We start from the raw sequence: 22,289 nt of genomic DNA on the forward strand, positions 1-22,289 counted from the left end.
GCTTATTAAAAAGTTGCGACAGACTGATTTGTTTTCATACCTTTCCATGATAGAAACTGTCTCTCTAATTCCTTCTTAATTTGCAGTTCAATTGCATTCATTTCATCCAGTTTTTCAATAATCGATACTAGCATACCTTTATTATTCGTCATTGCCATTTTAATTGCACGATACTGTACATTTGTAAATCCTTGTACAATATCCTCTACCCGATCACACCAATAATCAAATTCTTGCTCCGAATATTGCAACGTTTCACGGAAGTATGCAAAGGCATGCTCATAGCTATATTTACGAATTGCAAGTACTGGTATTTGTTTTACTGCTGCTACAAGTCCAGAAAGCGCATATCCTTCTTCCTCATTTGCCATTTTTACAATTAAATTTTTCAGTTCCATAGTCAGTTCATTGTCGTTCTTTTTGAATGTTTCTGTGAAATAACTAGCTACTGTTTCTTGCGTTGGCTCCCCAATTCCTTCTATATCAATGAAATAACCTCCACCAAATGGGTTATCTTGAATAGAGTGAAGTACTTTTTCTCTTTCCATATTTCCTTCCCAACGAAAATCAGGATCTAGCATGAACCACTCTTCTTCTTTCTCTGTTTTTGATATCATTAAATAATGTGGAAACGGTTTTTGATGAAATTTATTTTCCCTCTCTGGTAATAGAGACATATCAACCATTACAATGACATAACGATTTTCTGGCTTGTTTTCTACTAATTCTAAAAACGTTTCTACATTGCTATCTTTATCTTTTGCATGATCATACCATTCGTTTACTTTAATACCGTACAATTTTTCAAACCAAAGTAAATAATGATCATGGTTAATGTTTTCAGAGTGATATGAAATAATTCCGCCTTCTGTTATATCAAAATCTCCATCCCATAGTCCAAAATAAAATGGACGAAAATCAATGTCGCTACGCCTTTTTATAATTTCACAAAAACAACTCACTAAACAGTGCACTTTAATTGAAGTCATACTCTCATCCACTTTCCTAAAGGTTAGTTATTCACATTTACTTCCTGTAACGGCTCTAACTCCTCCATAAAATCAAGCAAAGATCCTACAGTAAGAAATGCCTTTGGATCTACCTCATCCTCTGGAACGCATAGCTTTACATCCATTTCTATGTATACAATAAGCTGTAATATCATTACCGAATCTATATATAAATCTTGATTTAAGCGCATCGTTTCTTCTAAATGCGTTACATTTTTCAGTTCCATTTTTTCTATCATAATTTTTAACACCGCATTCTTTAACGCTTCCCGTCTCATGTTGTAACCTCTCCCATCTCTAATAACCTTCTACTTACTTTTCCGGTTTTATTTTTAGGAATTTCATTTACACTTTCAATTTCATACGGAACTTTATAAGAAGGTAAGTGCTGAATACACCATTCTCTTATTTTCACTGGATCAACATGAGAGATCACTTTCGCTTTAACTATTTCGCCCATCACAGGATGTTTCCCTCGATATACAATTGCCTCTTGCACACCTTCCAATCGAAGCATCGTTTCTTCTACCTCTATAGGAAAGACTTTTAATCCCGAAACATTAATTACATCGTCCATACGCCCCATAAAATGAATGCCACACTCAGATTTATACCCTAAATCTTTCGTGAAGATTTCCTTATCATTCATTTTCACGACGATTTCTTCCGGTGCATTTTCATCTGAACCTATGCTAATACTTGCATGAGGTAGAGGGTTTCCTAAATCTAAATGGCTCTTCATATCATGACATATACTAATACAACCTGCTTCAGAACAACCGTATTGCTGCATCATATATGTTGTCATTTCTTTTAGTTTATAAAATAGCGCTTCTGGCAAAGGCGATCCTGATGTCATAATTTTATGAAACTGGAACGTTCCTAATGGAAAACTCCCCATAATGTGTAACATAAGTGGTACTGCATATATGATATGTTTTTCTGTATTGCGAACTATATTTAATGCGAATTTAGGATTTTTGTTCGTAATGATTACAGGTTTGCTCCCCCTCGTAATTGCTGATAACGTACCACATATTAGTCCGTATGAATGTGAAACAGGAGCCATAACGATTGGCACTTCATCTACTTCACAGTTTAAAGCTTCATTATAGACAGTAATTTCTGTATCAACTTCCGTCCATGCTCTACGAATCAGTTTCGGTTCTCCCGTAGTTCCCGAACTATATTGCAATAAAGAAGGCTCTTCTAGTAAAAAGTTCCCTACTTCTAATTTTGTAAAATCGCCATATTCTCCATATAAAACTCCTACACAATTTGCACGCTTTGCCATTTCAATAGCCGTTTCTTTTGGCGTATCTTCATGTATAAGTAATACTGATGATTTCTTTTCTTTTAAGAAAAACACAAGCGTAATAATATCGAATGGATCTTTCAGACAAAGTGCAAATCTATTTCCTTCTGCTTCTTGAAATTGTTCCATTTCCTCATAAACTTGTAATCTCAAATTAAAATCACTTTTGCTATACTCTTGTTTATTAACGATTAGCATAATTTCCCCCTGTAACAATTGATTTTTGTTTCATAAGTTTTCTTACTCTATACAATGGATTTGGAACTTCATGAACAAGCGATTCCACATCCATATATAATCGACGTTTCGTTAATTGTTCAGCATAGAATGTAGGTGCATATAATTGAATATTTTCAAATCTACCTTTCAAATGTGGATATATTCTTAAATGATCTTCAATTTCTTCAACAACCATCATCCAAAAATGTTCTTCTTTCAATCCATATTCATCCGCAAGTACGAATGCTAATTCTCCTAAATTAAACAGGAATAGTGCATCTAACACCATCTCTTGCAAACATTCAATGCCATCCATTTCAAAGAAATCATTCATTTTTCCATTCGCATATGTTTTATGCATTTTAGTAAAGTCGGGACATTTGTCAACTTCTTTCAAATATGGACGATAAAACTCAAGCCCTTCATGAAAATCCTTTAACGCAATACGAACAGGCACCCCTTCTTTATGGACTAGAATCATATTTTGTCCATGTGATTCCAGTGCGATGCCATGCTCTACAACAAGATGTATAACTGGTATTATCGCTTTTTGAATAAGTAATTGTAGCCAATCCTTCATTCCATATTTATTCAACCACGCATCAATAATTGGTGTACCATCTTTCTCTTTAGCGTATAAACCATTAAAAGGAATTGCATCCTCTTGTACATCTAAATACTTATGAACGCTTTCGCGCCAAATACATCCTAATGAACCATATATAGCTTTCTTATTCATGTCATACGTTACACTTGAAAACTCACTTAACAAGATTAAACGTGCTTCATCCATTAAATAGGCGTCATTACTTACAACATCATTTAACCAATTTGATATTACTGGTGCACTCACAACAGAGTATGGTTTCAGCGTACGAAGTGTTGAAGTGTTGAGTAAATTCATCGATAATTTAACGTACGGTTTCTTTGGACTCGTAATATTTCTTAACGTTCTCATTGACTGTTGCGCGCAATAATCGTCCTCTGATGTTCCTAAATAAATAATAAATTTACCCTGTATATGATCCGCATAATTTGAAATGATGAAATTCTCCCACTGCCATGGGTGAACAGGTATAAACACGTACTGTTTTGGATTACATCCCTTATTACGAATTCGTTCCATAAACTCTTCTAATTTACGATCGCCAATCTCCTCTTTTAAAAGGTTGTTATACATCACTTCATTCTCATAACCTACAGTCGCATAATTCTTATGTGCTGCAATCCATATGAGTTTTATTGGCTGCATAAATTCATAACCATATTGAAAATTGTCACGATATTGAAATCCAACACGTGCTTTATAACTAGGATGATATGGATGGCCATCTATTAATTGGCTTTCAAACTCATCGTAAGATTTTTGAGTATATTCTCTCTTATTATTTCTTTCATATTGTGCAATCGTGTCTTTAAATATTGTTTGTTCTAATTCGTGCATAAAAGAATCTAATTTAGCTTGTTCTACACTAGTAACCCGAAAAACTTCTTCTAGAAATTGTGAGACAGACTGTATTTCTTGCTGTTCATCTTGAACTCTTACTATTAATGAGTCTAACGAAATACGTCCAAATGTCATCCGTTCCCTGCCATAGCATTTGTACGTGACACTTTTGTCTTCTTCATCAAGTCCTTGTATTAGAAAAAGAAGTTGTTCTTCTTTTTCTATGCGAACCGGTGTAATAATCCCCTCATAAATTAACGATTCTACTAATTGACGTAGCACTCTTCTTCGTACTGAAATGTAATCTTCTGATTCGAGCGCCTTCAATACTTTCGTATGATACATGTCCACTCTCATAAAACCCTCCACCTTATGACAAAATACCATTATTTGTATTACGTGAAATTTTAACGTTATTTATGAACGAACAGCCACTTCTCTAACGAGTGGATTATGTACTTGCACATAAATAGCTTGCTCCAATGGATTACTTAACTCATCGACATCGAAAAATCTCGTTAGTAAATTTGCTTTACATGCTAACTTATCTTCGTCCAATAATTCTCTTAAAAATGTAGAAGGTTCCCGGTTATATGGAAGGAATGATTCAAGTACAGACCTTAATTCCGAGAGAAGAATTTCCTCCTTAATTAATCCTGCTGTGCCAAAACCATTAATGAGGCCAAACATATGATTGAAAATTAAGTAGTAACGAAATCTCTCATCCACAATATAGTCGTCATATAAATTTCCAGTACGTTCTCCAATACCAGCTAATTCATTATTAAGCATCTCTTTCATTGAATTACAGAAATAAAATCCTTGATTATCACGGAAATAATATTTGACCGGATAACCATCTTTTAGCTGAACAACGCTATTTTGCTGATGAGCTTCTAATGCAACACCATACTGTAAATACATCCATACCATTGGCTTTAAAGAAATATTCATATATCGTCTAAACCACTCTAAGCTTACTTCTTCACAGCTTTTACTTTCTAAATCTGCTAGGCGATGAATAATATTCGATAACCGCGTACGCTCCCCAGGTATAGCGTCTTGAACTAGCCCAGCAATTAATGTTGCGTCGTTTGCATGTTCACTATAAAAAGGATTCTCACGAATAATCACTTCAAATCCAGATTCTTGTGTTCCATAATTTAATGTAATAAAGGCTGGATCACAAATAAAATCAAATCCTGGAAATCTTTCTCGTACTTCACCAATAGCCGTATTTAACATTTCCTTCCCTTCAAGACCACTCTCAAGTTCTTTCAGTTTATTAATACGCATTGAATTCGTTACTTTCACCGGAAATGAAAACTTAAGCATATACTTCGAATTGGGATGATATAGCGTCCTTAGTGATGATGTTGCCATATAATACTTACCTACAGGACCAATATACTCAAGCAATTCTTGAACTATCCAATCTTGTACGTAAGCTTGATGCAAGAGCCATTCTGCCTGAAGCGGATGAATTGGAATTAATGCATATTGATCTTCCTTACAGTACTTCGCTATAAATTCCTTACTAACCATCTCATCATTACTTAATTCTTCTTTTATAATCATTGTTGTAGAATCTGATAATAATGATTTTTCATTTACTATACTTTTATGTGCCCGAAAATAATGAAGCTGACATTCTCCTTTTAATTCTGGAGAATACATTGCACTTTTCCAATCCAATATCCCCTGTCTACTCTTTGGTGTAGGATGAGTTAAATGCCCAAATAATAAAGACTGCTCCGCTTCTATAAAAGTTGTATGAAAACCGTATAATGCGGATGTATCTTCTATTCTCTTTTTTGTAAATTCCTCAATATTTTGACAACTACGGATAACTCGAAGCATAAGTTCCGCAGGATTCGTTCCTTCTCCGTAGTTGATCGACATCTCTTTTATTAAAAACGTAATAACTGTAACGTAATCTGCTGTAATAACGGAATTACTATCTCCAATTTGATAATAAAATTGTTCTCCAAACAAATGGCGATCTGTTGATGATTTATATATAACTTCTCCATACAAAGTAACGTTCTGTGCCGATAGCCGACAACATAAATATGTGGGGACTGTATCTCTATTCAACGTATTACTGAAGATACTTTTCATTCTTTCATCCTCTGTAATCCATTCTCCACTCCCTGTTTCTCTTAAATAACAGTTTAAAAAGCTTTGTAATGTTGCATGTTCTGCGATTTGTTTCGCATGCTGCATGTTGGTCCTCCTCTTTATATTAAAGCTATCGAAATTTTATATAATAAACGATAATTGAATGTCGTTATCAATTATGATTCTAATTGATAATAATATTCAATTCAAGAGTATATTTCAGAATTTTTTTATCAAATTAAATTTTTCTTTTTTTCTTTCTTTTCTTTAATCTAGTTAAAAGTACACTAGAAAAATTCTTGCTTTCAAACTAATTACCTACTATTTTTTATTAATCCATTTTTTGATGGATTAATAAAAAGGTACACCAAATGAGGTATACCTTTCCCTATGATATGTTTACATAATAGTATTATATGTATAAATCTATATAGCTGTTTGTTTTTGTAACAAATTTAAATCTCTCCAACAATACGCTGTTTCTTCTACCCTTACTCTCTCTAAAAATTTCGTATCAATTTTTTCAGGGTTAAATTTTTCATAAAACTTTTTAGAAGGATTTTTCGTAACGACCCAAACTAAAAGTGATTGCATATCACTGTTTATACAATCCGATAATAAAGCTTGAAATAACTTTTGTCCTATTTTCATTCCTTGATACTCTTGTAAAAGGTAGATTGCATATAATTCTCCATCACAATTATATGTACCAGTTCTTTCTACTCCCCCATCGATGAATCCAACTATTTCTCCATTTAAATTCTCTGCTACAAATCTAAATTGATGATTACCTTCTTTTTGAAAAATATCTTCCCATTGTTTTTCTCGTTTCTCATATGCTATATTATCTAGAATTTCGTCAGCAAATATCCCTTTATACGCTGTCTTCCAACTATCAACATGCACCTTTGCTATACCTTGTATATCATCCTTTATTGCTCTTCTAATATGTATTCCCATCATTTCTCCCCCTTTATTACTCATCATTATATCAATTTCATTCCTTAAAAATCCAAATAAAAAAGAGTGAATTCACTCTTTTTTATCACAATTATCTACTTTCCACTTCAACTGAAACTACTCGATCAATCTCTTTCAGGGAACTATATAACTCTGTTGTATATAAATCTTCTGGAGCTAAAATAACCATCTCCAGTTGCTGAAATGCTCCACTATCTATATCTTTAATTTTCACGCGTTTCACATGCATGCCTAAATTTTTAATTTGCTTAAATATACCATCTAACTCATGATGCTCTTTAACAGTAATTTTTATAGATAAATCCTTTTGTCTTAATGAATACGGTCCTGCAATTTTCACAAGTTGCGGAAGTACATTAATCGCTAAAATAATTAAAACCATAGCAACTGTCGCTTGTAAATAAAATCCCGCACCAATTGCGATTCCTAAAGCTGAAGCAGCCCACACCATAGAAGCTGTTGTTAATCCAGAAATAACGTCATTACTTCTTCGTAAAATGACACCTGCGCCAAGAAAACCAATTCCACTAACAATTTGAGCGGCCAGTCGCATCGGATCCATATTTGTATGTCCTGGAACAGAATATACATGCACAGATTCAATTGAAACCATCGTAATTAAACAACTTGCTACAGAAATAACCATACTTGTTTTCACACCAAGTGGTTTATTCTTTAGCTGCCTATCTATCCCGATGAATAATCCTAAAAAGAGTGCTAAACCTAATTTGAGTAAAAATTCATATGACATATTCCTATTCTCCTTACTTTACAATGTTTCCCTTAGAATAACTCACTATAACTCTTTTATGATATCAATTCCAGTCTTTTCTATTCATTTAACGTAAAAAACCGAAAAAACATTTATAACGATGTTTCTCCGGCTTTTTATTACACTTTAGATTCTTCTTTATTTCTGATCTTTAATCTTAATTTCTGCACCTTTGTAGAATGCTAATTTACTGTCATTATACTCTTTTGTAAATTTGTTAAACTGCTCTTTCGACTTTTGTGCTTCCACATTTAATTCATTAACAGTTTTAACTTTTTCACCGATTTCTTTTAATTTCGTTTCTTTTACTTTTAATTTTTCATACAGTTCTTTTTCAGTTGCTAACACTTTCGTGTAATTTTCATTCATCTTTTGGAATGCATCATAACGATTCTTATACGACTCTTCTACTGCTTTTGCTTGTTTTTGTAACTTCTTATCTTCAATCTTCTCTATATTACTTTGAACAGATTTCGTTTCCTTCTGTGCTTTTTCTAGCATTTCTTTCTCACTTTTCAATACTTTTTCACGATCATCTACATTTGCAGTAGCTTGCTCTATTTTCTTCACAACTGCTTCATTATGATCTTTACCTTCTTGCAAAATTTGAGCATATAATTCTTGCCCTTGTTTCTCTAACTGCTCTAATTTTTTTGCTTCATCCACTAAAGATTTTTCTTGTGTTGCTGCTGTTTCAAAAGCTGTATATAGATTTTCTTCTGGCTTTTCACCGAAACAACCTGTTAAAAGTCCTACTGATAATGCTCCAACTACTGCTACTTTTCCATACTTCAACGTTCATTCCTCCATTACATACGGTTATCATGCCAGAAGTTCACTGGGAAGTGACTCTCTTCATGATAAGCTTCAAACTCATAACCTTTTTCTTTTAGCCCCTTTAAAATTGCTGGCACAGCAGCAACTGATTGCGGGTGAATATCATGCATTAAAATTACTTCTTGTGGTTTTGTTGCGTTTGTTAATACGTTTTGAGCAATTTGTGCTGCAGCTGCATCAACTGGCATTTTATTGTATCTCCAATCTAATGAATCAATTGTCCAATCCCATACTTTAAATCCGCCTTCTACCACTTTATTTCGAAGACCTTCATTCAATCCAGGCATCGAACCATATGGAGGACGTGTTAATTTAGGTGATTTCCCAATAATATTAGCGATTAAACCTTGATCTTCTTTCATCTCATTTACATACTCGCCATTTTTATATAACTTTGCGAAATTATGTGTCATACTATGCATGCCTACATAATGACCCTCAGCATTTTCACGTTTCACTAAATCAGGAAATTCTTTTACATTCGCTCCAATTAAAAAGAACGTCGCCTTCGCATCATGTTGTTTTAGCGTATTTAATAATTCAGCCGTATATTTCCCTGGCCCATCGTCAAATGTAAGATAAGCAACTTTTCTTTCTTTTCCATTAAAACGACTTGGTGCCGTTTTATTCATTTCAACTTTCGGCTGTTCACTTGCAAGCTGCACTACATTTTCTTGTTTCGCAACAGCTTTTGCTGGTGAAGTAATTGATTGAAACATGTAATACCCAATAGCTACTGCGGCAATCGCTATTAAAACGACTACTATTTGTTTAATTTTTAAAGCTTTTTCCATTCTATCGAATTCCTCTCCCTATTAATCTTATATATAAATCGCCCAATATAATTATACATCTATTTATTTTTATTTCACCATATAAATAGATTTTATTTGTATTATAATGGGAGTTTTATCAAAATTGTTGTTCCTATTCCTTCTTTGCTTGTAACACTAAGCACACCGCCATGAAGCTCTACCATTTTTTTAACGATAGCTAAACCAATACCTGCACCTGCAGCATGATTATTAATTTGGTAAAATGATTGCTCAATATATGGTAAATGTTCTTTAGCAATTCCAATCCCTTCGTCTCTTACCTTAATCACTGCTTGTCCTTCTATTTTAGTCGCTTCAATGTGTATTGTACTTTTTTTATGTGAATACTTAATTGCATTTTGAACAATATTCAAGAAAACTTGCTTTAACCTATTTCGATCTCCCATCAATTCAATTCGGTCTATAGTAGTAATAAATTGAATTTCCTTCTCTTCCGATTTAGGAGTTAATTGCCAAATCGTCTCCTCTAGTATATCGTACAACTGCACCTTTTGTTTATATAAATTAAAATGATTTGATTGTAATCTTGAAAAATCTAGCAATTCTTCTACTAAATGAATCAATCTATCTGTCTCACCTGAAATAATGCCCATACCTTGCTTTATTTCTTCTTCTGTTAAATGATCTACTGTTTTTAACGTCTCACTCCAACCTTTAATTCCTGTTAAAGGCGTTCGTATTTCGTGCGAAATAGAAGCAATGAATTCATTTTTCATCTGCTCAGCCTTATCTATTTTATAGGCCATATAATTTAAACTATGTGCCAATTCACCTAATTCTCCAGGATAATCTTCTTTAATTTTTTGCTTTAATGTGCCTTCTGCAATTTGTGAAGAGGCTTGAATAATGGATTCAATTGGCTCAACAAATGAATTTGCCAAACGTCTACTAATTAAGAAGGCGACTCCCGAAATAACAATACCTACAGAAATAGTAAACGTAATAATTTCAATAATCTTTTTATTTACATTTGTTAAAACAGTCGTATATTTTAAAACACCAATAGTTTGTCCTTGATGTATAAGTGGGCTTAGCACCTCTAGTTGTTTTTTATTACCTTTCGTAGTAACTTGATTATACATTTCACCTTCTAATAATGATTGTGGAATATTCACTTTACCTTCTACCTTTTCACCACTTGAAGATTGTATAACCGAGCCGTGACGATCAATTAACTGTAATTCTGTTCCTTCTAATTGAAAGCTACTAATTATGTCACCACTATATTCTTGTAATCGAATAAAGTATAGTGAATTGTATTCTGAAAAAAAACGTGTACTCGTTTTCGCATGAGACTCTATATATTGCACAATACCATTATAATAGTATCGATAAATTGAGACTGAAAATACAACTTCAAATAATACAAGCATAAGTGTAATGACCGTCATAAAATATAAAGTCACTTTCCGTTTCATCTCATACTTTCCTTCCACACATATCCTTTTCCCCACACCGTAAGAATAAATTCAGGTTCTGATGGATTACATTCTATCTTTTGACGTAACCGTCTCATATTTACATCTACTACTTTCGTCTCACCTACGTAATTGGTTCCCCAAATCATATTTAAAATTTCATCACGCGAAACTGGCTTTGAAGCCTGATTCATTAAATACTGTAATATCATATACTCTGTAGGTGTTAAATCGACTAATTGTCCATCTTTATACAATCTTTCTTCTATAATATTTAACGAAAATGGACCTGACGTAACAATATTCGTTTTTTCTTCATGTACTTCTATTCTTCTTAATAAAGACTGTATACGTGCAGTTAATACTACTGGACTAAACGGTTTTGCAATATAATCATCTGCACCTATTCCTAGTCCTTGCACCTTATCTTCATCTTGTACACGTGCGGTTAACATAATAATACCCATTTTTTTATTTTCTTTCCTGATAGCCTTACAAACTTCTAAACCATCAATCCCCGGTAACATTACATCCAGCAGTGCTATATCAACAGTTTGCTCACTCAAAATCTGTAATGCTTCTTCTCCAGTAGTAGCTTCTATTACATAAAATCCAGCACGTTTTAAATTTAAAACAATAAAGCTACGGATCGTTAATTCATCTTCTAAAACTAAAATTTTTGACATAATTCCCACCTCCTACTCTTGTTGATAATCCGCTAGCGGTTTTATATATGCTTTCACTTTTTCAAATTCCGATTGCTTCGGTACTGCATATACGTGAGAAGCCGTTTTAATTGCTGCGCTGTAGCCTTTTATATTGAACCATTCTTTCCGCTTAAAAATATGAACTTCAAGCCATATTTTATTTGTTCTTGTATCCAAAAACTTTTGAGAATTTGATTCTTTTTGCTGATCTGGTATTGTAATTTTCCCTATTAACTCTTTAGGAATTTTCATATAATACCCTTTTTCTATATCTATATATCGTTCTTCAATTGGTTTAATTCCAGATTCACTCCACTGTATGTAACGTTCAAAAAGCGGACTATCACCATGTGATTTATCCTCCCAACCTTTTGGACGTACAGTACGAACAAATTCAATAATGCCGTCTTCATTAACATCTTTACTTTCTACAACATATTCATTAAATAAATCTTCTTTCCCACCTATAGGTAATACTTCATAATGATCCTGATCAAATTTTGCTACATAAGTTATACCTGAATGAGCGCCAACTCCTGCATCAATTACTACCGCCTTTAGTGATTTAGATATACGCCCCATTTGTATTCTTTGAATACTATTTATAAATGGATCGTATGACACTTCAGATAAAGTCTTAAATTGTTCCATGAACTCAACTGTCAGCTTCTCATCTTTTTCAAATGTAACAAGGCTTATATCTTTCAGTCCATTTTCATTTAGATCCTCTATGAATAACTTCGTATAACTTCGATTATATATTTCCTTCATCTCTTCATTTTCTTCCGAAAAAACATACATAACATGTTCTAACGATTCACGATTTACAGAGATTCCGATTAACAACTCTCTCTTCCCGTTCCCTGTAAAATCACCGACTTCAACGATATCTACATCTCCACCATCAAATTTATGTGTGGACTTTATTCTCCAGCCATTTCCGATTTCTTCATATACGGCTAAATATACGCTATGATCTTCATTCGGCAATTTATAAAATAAGATGGCTTCTTTCTTATTATCTTGTTTAAAATTCATTGACCAAATCATCTGTTTATCTTTGTTAGACATTGGAGTAAGTAAGCGATAATTAACAGGTAAATCTTTATCAATTTGTTCCTTTAATTCATTAATCCATTTTTCATTTGTAGGAGCTTCCATTAGACTTGTTGGAGCTTCAGACATTTTACATCCAGTCAATATAAAGATAATTCCCATCATGCTTAACCATTTCTGCATATGATATCTTTCCTTACCACAAATTTTGAATATGTCCTTTTACTTTTTTACCTATCCATTATACTCATACATATGAGTATAATTTTTCTAAACTAAAAAATCGTTACAGAAAAGTTACAAATACATTCCAAAAAAAAAGATTGGCAAAAGCCAATCTTTTTTTATTATTCGTTTCGGACTGATTTTGGCGTTACACCTAAATGATCATTTAATTTTTTTGAAATATCTTTTACATTTTTTTCATTTGGAATGTAATAATAAATACCACCGATACGTTTATCTGTACCTTCTATTTGCATTTTTTCCATTTCCAAATTAGATCCTGCCATATTTTTTGTAATGGCCAGCATATCGTCAAATGTTAAGTTCGTTTTCATATTTTTATCAACCGCATCCAGTAAAGAGCCCATTTTGCTAATTGATTGAACAGACATCGCTTTTTTAGCAATTGCTTCTATTACAAGTTGCTGTCTCTGTCCACGCATTGCGTCACTATCAATTTTACGCGTTCTTGCAAGTGCAAGAGCTTGTTCTCCATTTAAATGTTGGTAACCTTTTTCTAAATGGATCATACCAGCTTGGTCTTTACTATCTTGTTCAGTGAAAGTAACTGGTACATCAATATCAATACCACCAATTGAATCGACAATTTGTACGAATGATTCAAAGTTAAACTTCACATAATAATCAACAGGTACATTCAAAAATCTTTCCACCGTATCGCGTGTGCTTTCTACGCCACCAAATACGTGAGCATGAGTAATTTTATCTAATTTTTTTCTAGTTGGAATGTAAACACGTGAATCACGTGGAATACTTACTAGCTTAACAGACTTATCATCTTTATTAATTGTTGCTAATAAAAGTGCATCTGTTCGAACTGCTTCGCCATATTGGCTTTTTCTCATTTCACTTCCATCTACACCCATGATTAATATTGAAATATTATCCTTTAAAGGTTCGACTTCTTTATCACGCTTTGATGACTTATCAATTTTTGCATACGCATCATTTACAACAGCTTTTGCTTTATTATATATAAACGAACCATATCCTACTCCTCCAAAAATAAGTAGGAAAAATGGAATTAATATGAACCATTTTATTGACTTTCTTTTAGAACGCTTTTTATTACTTCTCGTATTTTGTTCTAATTCAGAGCTCATACCCATTCGCCTCTCTTTCTCTTTACCAAGTATAATGTAAGTCTATTTATCTTCATATTGAATTTCCTTTCACTAACCTTACAATTTTGTAAGGTTACTACTTAAACCCAATACGTATTCCATTTCACATTATACTCTCGTACTTATTTTTGGCAAGTCACTATTTACCAATTTCAAAAATTTAGCACTTCGCAACATGCGGATTTACAAATTTATTAACTCTTTCATTTTAAATTAGAATGTCTTTTTCCTAACAAACGATATGAATAAAGAATCCAGCTAATTATAAAATCTCTATGAATACAGTATATTTAACTTTATTATTTCTCAAACGGTGTATACACACTTTTCTTCCCCTGATTATCAATGTAAGCCGACTTTGCTTTTATTTTCGTTTTTTCTATTTCCATGTCTTCATTTGAGAAGTTCACAATGATTTTAATATCTTTTCCATAAGAAACAGATTGTACTAGCTTATCTTCTGACAAATACGCAAAATTCGTCATCTCTTCTTTTACTGCTTTTTCATGAACTTCATTCCAAACTTTTAGATGCTCTGTAATTTCTTTTTTATGCTTATCCCACTCTACTTCATCTAAATGGTACAACGGAGGAACATTATACAATAATTCAGACAGCATTCGATTTCCAACTTCATCTTTTACCTTTAAACTTCCCCATTCCCAATGATGCGTTGTAATAACGGAATCATTGTATACTAATTTATATAATGGTACCGAATATACTGGGTTTAAATATACTTGTTTATATTCTTCTTTCAATGGTACTTGTTTTGCATATTTTTCAGGCACATTTTGATTTGGTGACCAATATCCACCGACATAATACGGACTTGTTTTATTTTTCCGCATATCTTCATCGTCCCATTTAATAACAGGTGTTTCAATCCCGTGTGCAAATGCAATCGTACTACTAGCAAAATCATTTCCACCTTCAGAACCAACGACCATACCCTTTTCTTGCGCAATGTAGTCCATTCGTTTTAAACGTGCTTTTAAATCTTGCTCTTGTGTCGTTATATGTTTCGCTGAATAGTCATCGTAAATTTCACCTGTCGCATCACAATCAATAAACCATGAATTATATTTAGGACCATTTTGTAATATATCATTCATGCGTTCCTTTACACTAGGCAGCGATAAAGTCGGGTTTAACTTGCGACCTCTGCCTAAAAAGCCTTGCACCTTTTCTCCGTTTTTCTTCGTTACAGTAGCCTCTTCATATAATGATGGGTCATTAAAGGATGCTGTGTTCCAATTTTTATCACTTTTTTCGTGAATGGAATGATATGAATCATACGGACCAACTAAATACCCCATTTCCTTCGCTTTTGTCACGAAATTAGGTTGCATAAATCCTTGTTCCCAGTTCGGCAGACCAATCCACGCTTTTTCTATTCCTACCTCTTTCATTTCCTTTAGTATGTCCGTTCCATCTGCATTACCCCATTTACTTACCTCTTCAACCGCATCACCAAGTAGCGACTTTAATAAATGCTTATTTAAGCTATACAATTCTGTGTTCGTTAAGTGACCTACACCTTTCTTTAATAGCACACTAGCTTCCTGATCAACGTTTTGAAAAATATCCTCTTTATAAAATTCCTTCATGGATAATACTTCGTTTATATAACGTAAAATAACATTTTTTTGATACTTATCAATGAAATCTTGTTTACTTACTTGATCTAATACATTCAGTTCCCCAGGCTCTGAACTATTCTTTTGAATAAGTTCTTTTATATGACTAAACAGCGGGCTATTTATTTGCTCCCTTAGTTTTGGCCAATTTATATTATTTTCTGATAAACCATTTTGATTCCAAAAATAAAAATGCGCCGCTCCATATAACTTTTCGATTTCTTTATTTTTTCTAGCCTTTTCTTGTAATGTTTTAAATTCACCTTTTCGAACAATATCATCCTTATACAGTTTAGCAATGCTTACCGCATCATTATTTGTCACATATAATTGAAATCCATATGTTTTATTTTTATTTATGCTCGGAAATTCATGTGTAAAATCAAATCCTATTTTCGGATCCGAATGAAACTTCAATTCATTATTAAACATATTGTTTGCAATATATACAATTGAATATTTCGAACCATTTAATGCGAAAAACTTCATAGAAAATGATTCAGCAAATGAATATGCATCATCCTTTAAAAACTTCTTCCAATTCTCATCATTGCTCGGAATTTGCTTACCCTCCCATAACGGAAGTGTATAATTTTCAGCTTCTACTTTCGGCCATGTAAAGCTTTCTGCACCAGTCGATTCCACTTCAATGTTTAAGTGGTCTTTTTTCTTTTCTAATTTTATTTTTACTTTTTGATCTGGATATTCCCACGATGTACGATCCTTTTCTTTTTTTACATTCGATACCTTCATTTTCGGTAGGGGTTGTGATGCCTGTTCCTTTACCCCCTCATGTTCTACAGTTAATGTGAATGTTTCTGGATTTACATCATAAGTAAAATCTTTATACGTCGATTTCTTTATTTTAGACTCTTGTACAGCATTACTACCTTTTACGTCACAACCGACTAAAGTCGAAAACGACATAGTTGTAAGAAGACATATCGCTATCATTTTTTTCATCCTCTGCACCTCCACCAATGAATATACAGGTGCTTTGTTACAGGAATGTGGCAAAAAATAATAGAGCTAGCATTTTGCTAGCTCTATTTGGAGTATTAAAAGTTGATATGAACAACTATAACTTGCTTAGAAGATATGTAATACAGTAACTGCATTTTTTCTCAACAATTATGAAACTAAACAAATCAAAATTTTAACAAGCATTCTTTAACTGAAAAAATAAGTGTATACAATGTATCCTAAAAGTAGTACTAAAATGATTATCCCTGTACCTTTCCAATTCATACCGCCTGCTATATCAACTGGACTACCTGTTTCCGCTCTATTGAGTCCGTCATGTAAAGAACCCGTAGGATTACTTTTTAATTCACTTTGTCTCATACGCTCTCTTTTTTCTTCTGGTGACTCTTTATTCATGTAATCACCTCCAAAATGAATGCACTCTTTACTTACATTATTCAAAATCAACATTTGTTTTATATTTTTTTCCGAAAAAACCTAATTTAAAATAGGTTTGCAACGTAAAGAAAGCTAGCCATGCCAGCTTTCTTTATGATCCAATATGCTCTTCCTTATTTACAATAATACCTTTATGGTCGATTTCAAGCTCACATACTTTCATATCTGTAAATACTCTCGCTAATTGCTCAGCGATTTCTTGACGTTTCTCATATGGTGCTAATATAAAAATAGATGGTCCCGCACCGCTAAGTGCTGTGCCGTACGCACCAAATTCTTTTGCGCATTTACGAATAGATGGTAATAACGGTACGAGTTCTAAACGATATGGCTCGTGAAAATGGTCTCTCTCCATCATTTCACCTACAACTTCCCACCGCTTTTGACATAATGCAGCTACTAATACGTTACTTATCGCACTCGCTTTAACTGCCTCATGAAACGGAAACATCTTTGGTAATACAGATCGACTTTCATCTGTATTTAATTCTTCATTCGGAATGAGAGAAACTACACCTAATTCCTTGCTCTCAATTCTTACGACGGAAACATCCTTTCCATCAAGTGCTCCAATTACAGTTCCACCTAATATAGAAGCAGCAACATTATCAGGATGTCCTTCAAAATTTGTAGCAATTTGAACTTTTTGATCAGCAGTTAAGTTCAAATTGCCTAGTTGATTCGCAAGCTCTATCCCAGCTACAATCGCTGATGCACTACTTCCTAGCCCTCTCGTTAATGGGATATTACTAGTAACTTCTATTATATGAGGTGATATAGAAGGACAGACTTTACATGCCGTGCTAACGATTAAATTTTTATCGTCTGTCGGAATTGATTCTTCAAAGGAATGGATCACTTGCCATTTATCAGCTTTTTCTTTAACCACCACATCTAAATACAATGACAAAGCTATTCCAACTGAATCAAATCCAGGACCAACATTCGCCGTACTAGCAGGGACACGAACGCTAAATGGTATCACGACATAATCACCCCTTTAATATGATCTTTAATTTGTTCTATATCATTTGACACACTTGCGATGTCTAGTTGATTTGAAGAAATAGCGATATCAGGATCCTTCAAACCATTTCCAGTTAATACTGCAACAACTGTTTCTCCCTTTTTGATTTTTCCAGATTCAACATGTTTAATTACGCCGGCTAATGAAGCATTTGATCCTGGTTCAGCGAAAACTCCTTCAGTTTTTGCTAATAACCTATACGCATGTAAAATTTCTTCATCTGATACCATATCTATTTCACCACGAGACTGCTCGGCAGCCTCTACTGCATACGACCAACTTGCTGGGTTACCGATGCGAATCGCTGTTGCAATTGTTTCAGGTTCTTCAATTACATGCCCTTTTACAATTGCAGCTGCTCCTTCCGCTTCAAAACCATGGATTCTTGGCTTCTTATAACCTTTTTCTTTCTCATATTCACAGAAACCTTTCCAATATGCTGTAATATTTCCTGCGTTCCCAACAGGGATAGCTAGAACATCTGGTGCATTTTGCAATTGGTCACAAATTTCAAATGCTGCCGTTTTTTGCCCTTCAATTCGATAAGGATTCACTGAATTTACTAACGTAATCGGCTCTTCTGCAGCAATATTTCTTACAGCCTTAAGTGCATCATCGAAATTCCCTTCTATTGAAATAATTTCAGCTCCATAAGCGACCGCTTGCGCTAATTTTCCATGTGCAATCTTTCCTTCTGGTATTACGATAATACATTTCATCCCAAGACGTGCCGCATATGCTGCAGCTGATGCTGATGTATTACCTGTTGATGCACAAATGATTGCTTCTGAACCTTCTTCTTTCGCCTTAGCAACTGCCATGACCATACCACGATCTTTAAAAGAACCTGTCGGATTCGCTCCTTCGTACTTACCGTATAGCTGAATCCCTAATTGTTTTGATATGTTTAATAATGGAATAAGTGGTGTGTTTCCTTCCATTAAGCTGACATCAGGTGTATTTTCATTCACCGGTAAATAAGAAGCATACTGTTTTAATAGTCCTTTATACATATTGTTTTTCCTCCTCAATAATGTAGTAACTGTTTATTTCACTTGCGACAGCTTCTATCGCTCCTAAAACTCGTTCAAATTGATACTTGGAAGTTCGATGTGTCACAACAACGACTTCTGCCAGTTCACGGTTTAAAGGTAATTGAATAACTTCTTTTAAACTTACAGAGTAATTAACGAAACATTCTGTTATTTTTTGTAACATCCCAGGCTCATCTCGTAATGAAATGCGTAAGAAATATTTCGAAACTACTTCTTCATCACCTTGTAATTCATAAGGAACTGGTTCTTTTAACGCACTTTTATTTTTCGGAACTTGATTCATATTTTTAACGATGGAAATAATATCACTTACTACAGCAGAACCAGTCGGTAACTTCCCAGCTCCGGGTCCATAAAACATCACTTCTCCTACCGCTTGGCCATGAACATACACCGCATTAAATTCATTATTCACATTTGATAATGGATGCTGGCTCGGTAAAAGCGTCGGTTCTACACTTAAATGAATGGCTGGTCCTTGTTTTTCAGCCTTACCAATTAACTTCATAGTAAATCCTAACTTTTCAGCCATTTGTAAATCTTCTTTTTCGACCTTTCGAATCCCTCTTACTTGCACATCATCTAATGAAACATTCATCGAAAAACCTAAGTTTGCAAGAATTGCTACTTTTCTTGCCGCATCTAGTCCATCTACATCTGCTGTCGGATCCGATTCTGCAAAACCTAATTTTTGCGCTTCCTGTAAAGCCTCTTCATAAGACCATCCATTTTGACTCATTTTTGTTAACATATAATTTGTTGTACCATTTACAATTCCCATTATTTTTTCAATTTGATCTGATGCTAGCCCGTCAGTTAGTCCTCTTAACACTGGAATACCGCCTGCTACGCTCGCTTCATAACATAAATCACAATCATTATCGTTCGCCAGTTGAAGAAGCTCTGCACCATATACAGCCATTAAATCTTTATTTGCTGTCACGACATGTTTCTTATTTCGTAAAGCCTTAACAATATGCTGCTTCGCTTCTTCAATTCCGCCCATTACCTCTACTACAATATCAATATTCGAATCATTTAGAACTTCATCTGCATGACTTGTGACTGCAATCCCGTCAATACAAACATCGCGTTCTTTTTCCAAATCACGTACAACGACTGTTTTCACTTTCACTTCGTATCCTGTATCAAGAGCGATTTTTTTATAATGTTCTTTCAAAATATGAACAACACCACTTCCGACCGTACCTAAACCTAATACTCCAACATTTATAACGTTATTCATCTTCTAATCTCCTCCTAAAAGTTTAATTGTTACACCTATAAATCACCTTACTCTGCTTTTTTGTCATGCAGGTGGTGGTTATTTCCGTACTTATAAATCGTTTCATATTACCGCACCTCCTTTCAAAGTAATAAAAAAACACACTCTTCCCTAGGAAAGGGACGAATGTGTTTTCGTGGTTCCACCCTTGTTCCAATCTAGACGTATTTCTCCCTAGATTGCTCAAGTTCAGATAACGGCTGATACCGTCAATAATTACTAGATTACTCGTTCACTATTGAAGTTCAAAGGTGGTAAAATCATTTCTCGTGTTAGGAAGCTCACACCCTTGGCTTCCCTCTCTGTAAACCGTAAAAATGATTTCGTGTCCTTATCGTTACTTTTTCGTTCATGTTTATTTGTTAACTCATTATACTCGCATAAAAAACAAAATCAATACTATTTTTTAATTATTTTAAATTTTCAATCTCTAAATCCATAAAAAAACACACTCATCCCTAGGAAAGGGACGAATGTGTTTTCGTGGTTCCACCCTTGTTCCAATCTAGACGTATTTCTCCCTAGATTGCTCAAGTTCAGATAACGGCTGATACCGTCAATAATTACTAGATTACTCGTTCACTATTGAAGTTCAAAGGTGGTAAAATCATTTCTCGTGTTAGGAAGTTCACACCCTTGACTTCCCTCTCTGTAAACCGTAAAAATGATTTCATGTCCTTATCATTACTTTTTCGTTCATGTCTATTTGTTAACTTATTATAGTTATCAACTTTTTAAAAAGCAAGCCTATTTTTACTAACTATTTTCAAAATAACTTTTTATTATATTTCACAATAGCATTATGCAACTGCCACTCAATTTACCTATTTTGTCATTTCTCCAGTTTATAAATCAACGGTTCATATATAAAGTGAAACTTTAATCAGTGGGGATTTTGTTCATCCCCACTGATTATTAGCCTTCACCAATCGGGCTTTTACGGGCAGTTGATCCCCACCTGACTTCTTTGTTTTCGCTGAATTTTGAGGTAGGGGTCTTACTGCCCGTTAATGCGGGATAAATCCCCCATTCTAAAACCCGTACATATCCGCTCCACAAAGCTATATTAATAAAATTTTCAATACAATCTTTTTGTATAACTTTCTTCTAAAGAACGTGCAACATCTTCTTCTGAAGTATTCACTTTCGCATGCTCCAGCAACATTTTTGCTGCTGATGGTAACTCTTTTTTATTTAACCAAGATTCTGGATCCCACATCTTAGAACGAATAAACGCTTTTGCACAATGAATATAACACTCTTCTATTTCAACAACAATTCCAAGCAACGGATTGCGTCCATTCGCCTGCATTTCTTTCAAAATTTCTTCGTCGTTTGTAATATACGCTCGGCCATTTATTCTGAGTGTCTCCCCAAGACCTGGAATAAAAAAGATTAGTCCTACACGTGGATTTGAAATAATATTCAAAATGGAGTCTATACGACGATTTCCTGGTCTTTCTGGAATGATAATTTTATTATTATTGAGTACGTATACAAATCCAGGTGCATCTCCTCGCGGCGAGGTGTCACACTCCCCCAACTGATTTCCAGTGGATAATACTAGAAAAGGAGATTTAGAAAGAAAATCTACGCAATGGTGGTCTAATGATGAAATGACTTTTTTCAACGCTCGCTCACTTGGTTGCCACAATATTTTCCGTAACTCTTCCTCTGTTGAAATAATCGATTTTATTTCCGTACGCTCTATCCCCACTTATAACCACTCCTTTTTCTTTATTTTCCCAAAATTCAATACAAATATTGTATA

The 22,289-nt window shown here is 34.0% G+C and carries 19 protein-coding genes and 2 other annotated features; all 19 genes read right to left on the reverse strand.

What is annotated here, in order from left to right; genetic code table 11:
• Positions 1–5 precede the first annotated feature (5 nt).
• Positions 6–989: a DUF6005 family protein gene (locus tag MKY38_RS12365; RefSeq protein ID WP_000200704.1), complete on the reverse strand. Its 984-nt coding sequence runs from the start codon at positions 987–989 to the stop codon at positions 6–8.
• Between the two features lie 23 nt (positions 990–1,012).
• Positions 1,013–1,288, reverse strand: coding sequence for a petrobactin biosynthesis protein AsbD (asbD, locus tag MKY38_RS12370; protein WP_065223538.1), 276 nt, complete (start codon positions 1,286–1,288; stop codon positions 1,013–1,015).
• Positions 1,285–2,523 carry an AMP-binding protein gene (locus MKY38_RS12375; protein ID WP_341049113.1) on the reverse strand — a complete coding sequence of 413 codons (1,239 nt, stop codon included), beginning with the start codon at positions 2,521–2,523 and terminating at the stop codon, positions 1,285–1,287. The genes asbD and MKY38_RS12375 overlap by 4 nt, the downstream gene beginning before the upstream one ends.
• Positions 2,510–4,348: an IucA/IucC family protein gene (locus tag MKY38_RS12380; protein WP_065223536.1), complete on the reverse strand. Its 1,839-nt coding sequence runs from the start codon at positions 4,346–4,348 to the stop codon at positions 2,510–2,512. Before MKY38_RS12380 ends, MKY38_RS12375 begins: the two co-directional genes overlap by 14 nt.
• Positions 4,349–4,408: 60 nt before the next feature.
• On the reverse strand, positions 4,409–6,217 hold the full coding sequence (locus MKY38_RS12385) for an IucA/IucC family protein (protein WP_114555699.1): 1,809 nt from the start codon (positions 6,215–6,217) through the stop codon (positions 4,409–4,411).
• A 321-nt stretch (positions 6,218–6,538) separates the two neighbouring features.
• On the reverse strand, positions 6,539–7,075 hold the full coding sequence (locus tag MKY38_RS12390; RefSeq protein WP_065223534.1) for a GNAT family N-acetyltransferase: 537 nt from the start codon (positions 7,073–7,075) through the stop codon (positions 6,539–6,541).
• Between the two features lie 88 nt (positions 7,076–7,163).
• Positions 7,164–7,844 (reverse strand): MgtC/SapB family protein, encoded by a 681-nt coding sequence (locus tag MKY38_RS12395; protein ID WP_000119510.1) that lies wholly within the window; start codon positions 7,842–7,844, stop codon positions 7,164–7,166.
• Positions 7,845–8,003: 159 nt separating this feature from the next.
• Positions 8,004–8,660: a YkyA family protein gene (locus tag MKY38_RS12400; RefSeq protein WP_000873566.1), complete on the reverse strand. Its 657-nt coding sequence runs from the start codon at positions 8,658–8,660 to the stop codon at positions 8,004–8,006.
• A 14-nt stretch (positions 8,661–8,674) separates the two neighbouring features.
• On the reverse strand, positions 8,675–9,496 hold the full coding sequence (locus MKY38_RS12405) for a peptidoglycan-N-acetylglucosamine deacetylase (RefSeq protein WP_000409484.1): 822 nt from the start codon (positions 9,494–9,496) through the stop codon (positions 8,675–8,677).
• Between the two features lie 101 nt (positions 9,497–9,597).
• Entirely contained in the window at positions 9,598–10,956 is a 1,359-nt protein-coding gene (locus MKY38_RS12410) for a sensor histidine kinase (protein ID WP_000824532.1), read from the reverse strand.
• Entirely contained in the window at positions 10,953–11,642 is a 690-nt protein-coding gene (locus MKY38_RS12415; RefSeq protein ID WP_000036071.1) for a response regulator transcription factor, read from the reverse strand. The genes MKY38_RS12410 and MKY38_RS12415 overlap by 4 nt, the downstream gene beginning before the upstream one ends.
• Before the next feature lie 12 nt (positions 11,643–11,654).
• Positions 11,655–12,902 carry a hypothetical protein gene (locus tag MKY38_RS12420; protein ID WP_001174866.1) on the reverse strand — a complete coding sequence of 416 codons (1,248 nt, stop codon included), beginning with the start codon at positions 12,900–12,902 and terminating at the stop codon, positions 11,655–11,657.
• Positions 12,903–13,066: 164 nt separating this feature from the next.
• The gene (locus tag MKY38_RS12425) at positions 13,067–14,068 is read right to left on the reverse strand and encodes an LCP family protein (protein WP_001987131.1); all 1,002 of its coding nucleotides are present in this window, start codon (positions 14,066–14,068) and stop codon (positions 13,067–13,069) included.
• A gap of 320 nt (positions 14,069–14,388) precedes the next feature.
• Complete coding sequence (locus MKY38_RS12430; RefSeq protein WP_341049114.1) at positions 14,389–16,692, reverse strand: glycoside hydrolase; 2,304 nt, start codon at positions 16,690–16,692, stop codon at positions 14,389–14,391.
• A gap of 207 nt (positions 16,693–16,899) precedes the next feature.
• Positions 16,900–17,109, reverse strand: a complete 210-nt coding sequence (locus MKY38_RS12435) for a DUF6366 family protein (protein ID WP_001031479.1) — start codon at positions 17,107–17,109, stop codon at positions 16,900–16,902.
• A 133-nt stretch (positions 17,110–17,242) separates the two neighbouring features.
• Entirely contained in the window at positions 17,243–18,136 is an 894-nt protein-coding gene (thrB, locus tag MKY38_RS12440; protein WP_000612102.1) for a homoserine kinase, read from the reverse strand.
• A complete protein-coding gene (gene thrC / locus MKY38_RS12445) occupies positions 18,133–19,191 on the reverse strand; it encodes a threonine synthase (RefSeq protein ID WP_000276438.1) in 1,059 nt (352 codons plus the stop codon). Before thrC ends, thrB begins: the two co-directional genes overlap by 4 nt.
• Positions 19,184–20,479, reverse strand: a complete 1,296-nt coding sequence (locus MKY38_RS12450; protein WP_001066902.1) for a homoserine dehydrogenase — start codon at positions 20,477–20,479, stop codon at positions 19,184–19,186. Before MKY38_RS12450 ends, thrC begins: the two co-directional genes overlap by 8 nt.
• 154 nt (positions 20,480–20,633) lie before the next feature.
• Positions 20,634–20,865 (reverse strand) — a binding site (T-box leader).
• 115 nt (positions 20,866–20,980) lie between these two features.
• Positions 20,981–21,212 (reverse strand) — a binding site (T-box leader).
• 384 nt (positions 21,213–21,596) lie between these two features.
• Positions 21,597–22,235, reverse strand: a complete 639-nt coding sequence (locus tag MKY38_RS12455; RefSeq protein WP_341049115.1) for a pyridoxamine 5'-phosphate oxidase family protein — start codon at positions 22,233–22,235, stop codon at positions 21,597–21,599.
• Positions 22,236–22,289 lie beyond the last annotated feature (54 nt).

This window comes from Bacillus sp. FSL R5-0585 (assembly GCF_038004545.1).
In the GTDB taxonomy this organism is placed as follows: domain Bacteria; phylum Bacillota; class Bacilli; order Bacillales; family Bacillaceae_G; genus Bacillus_A; species Bacillus_A cereus.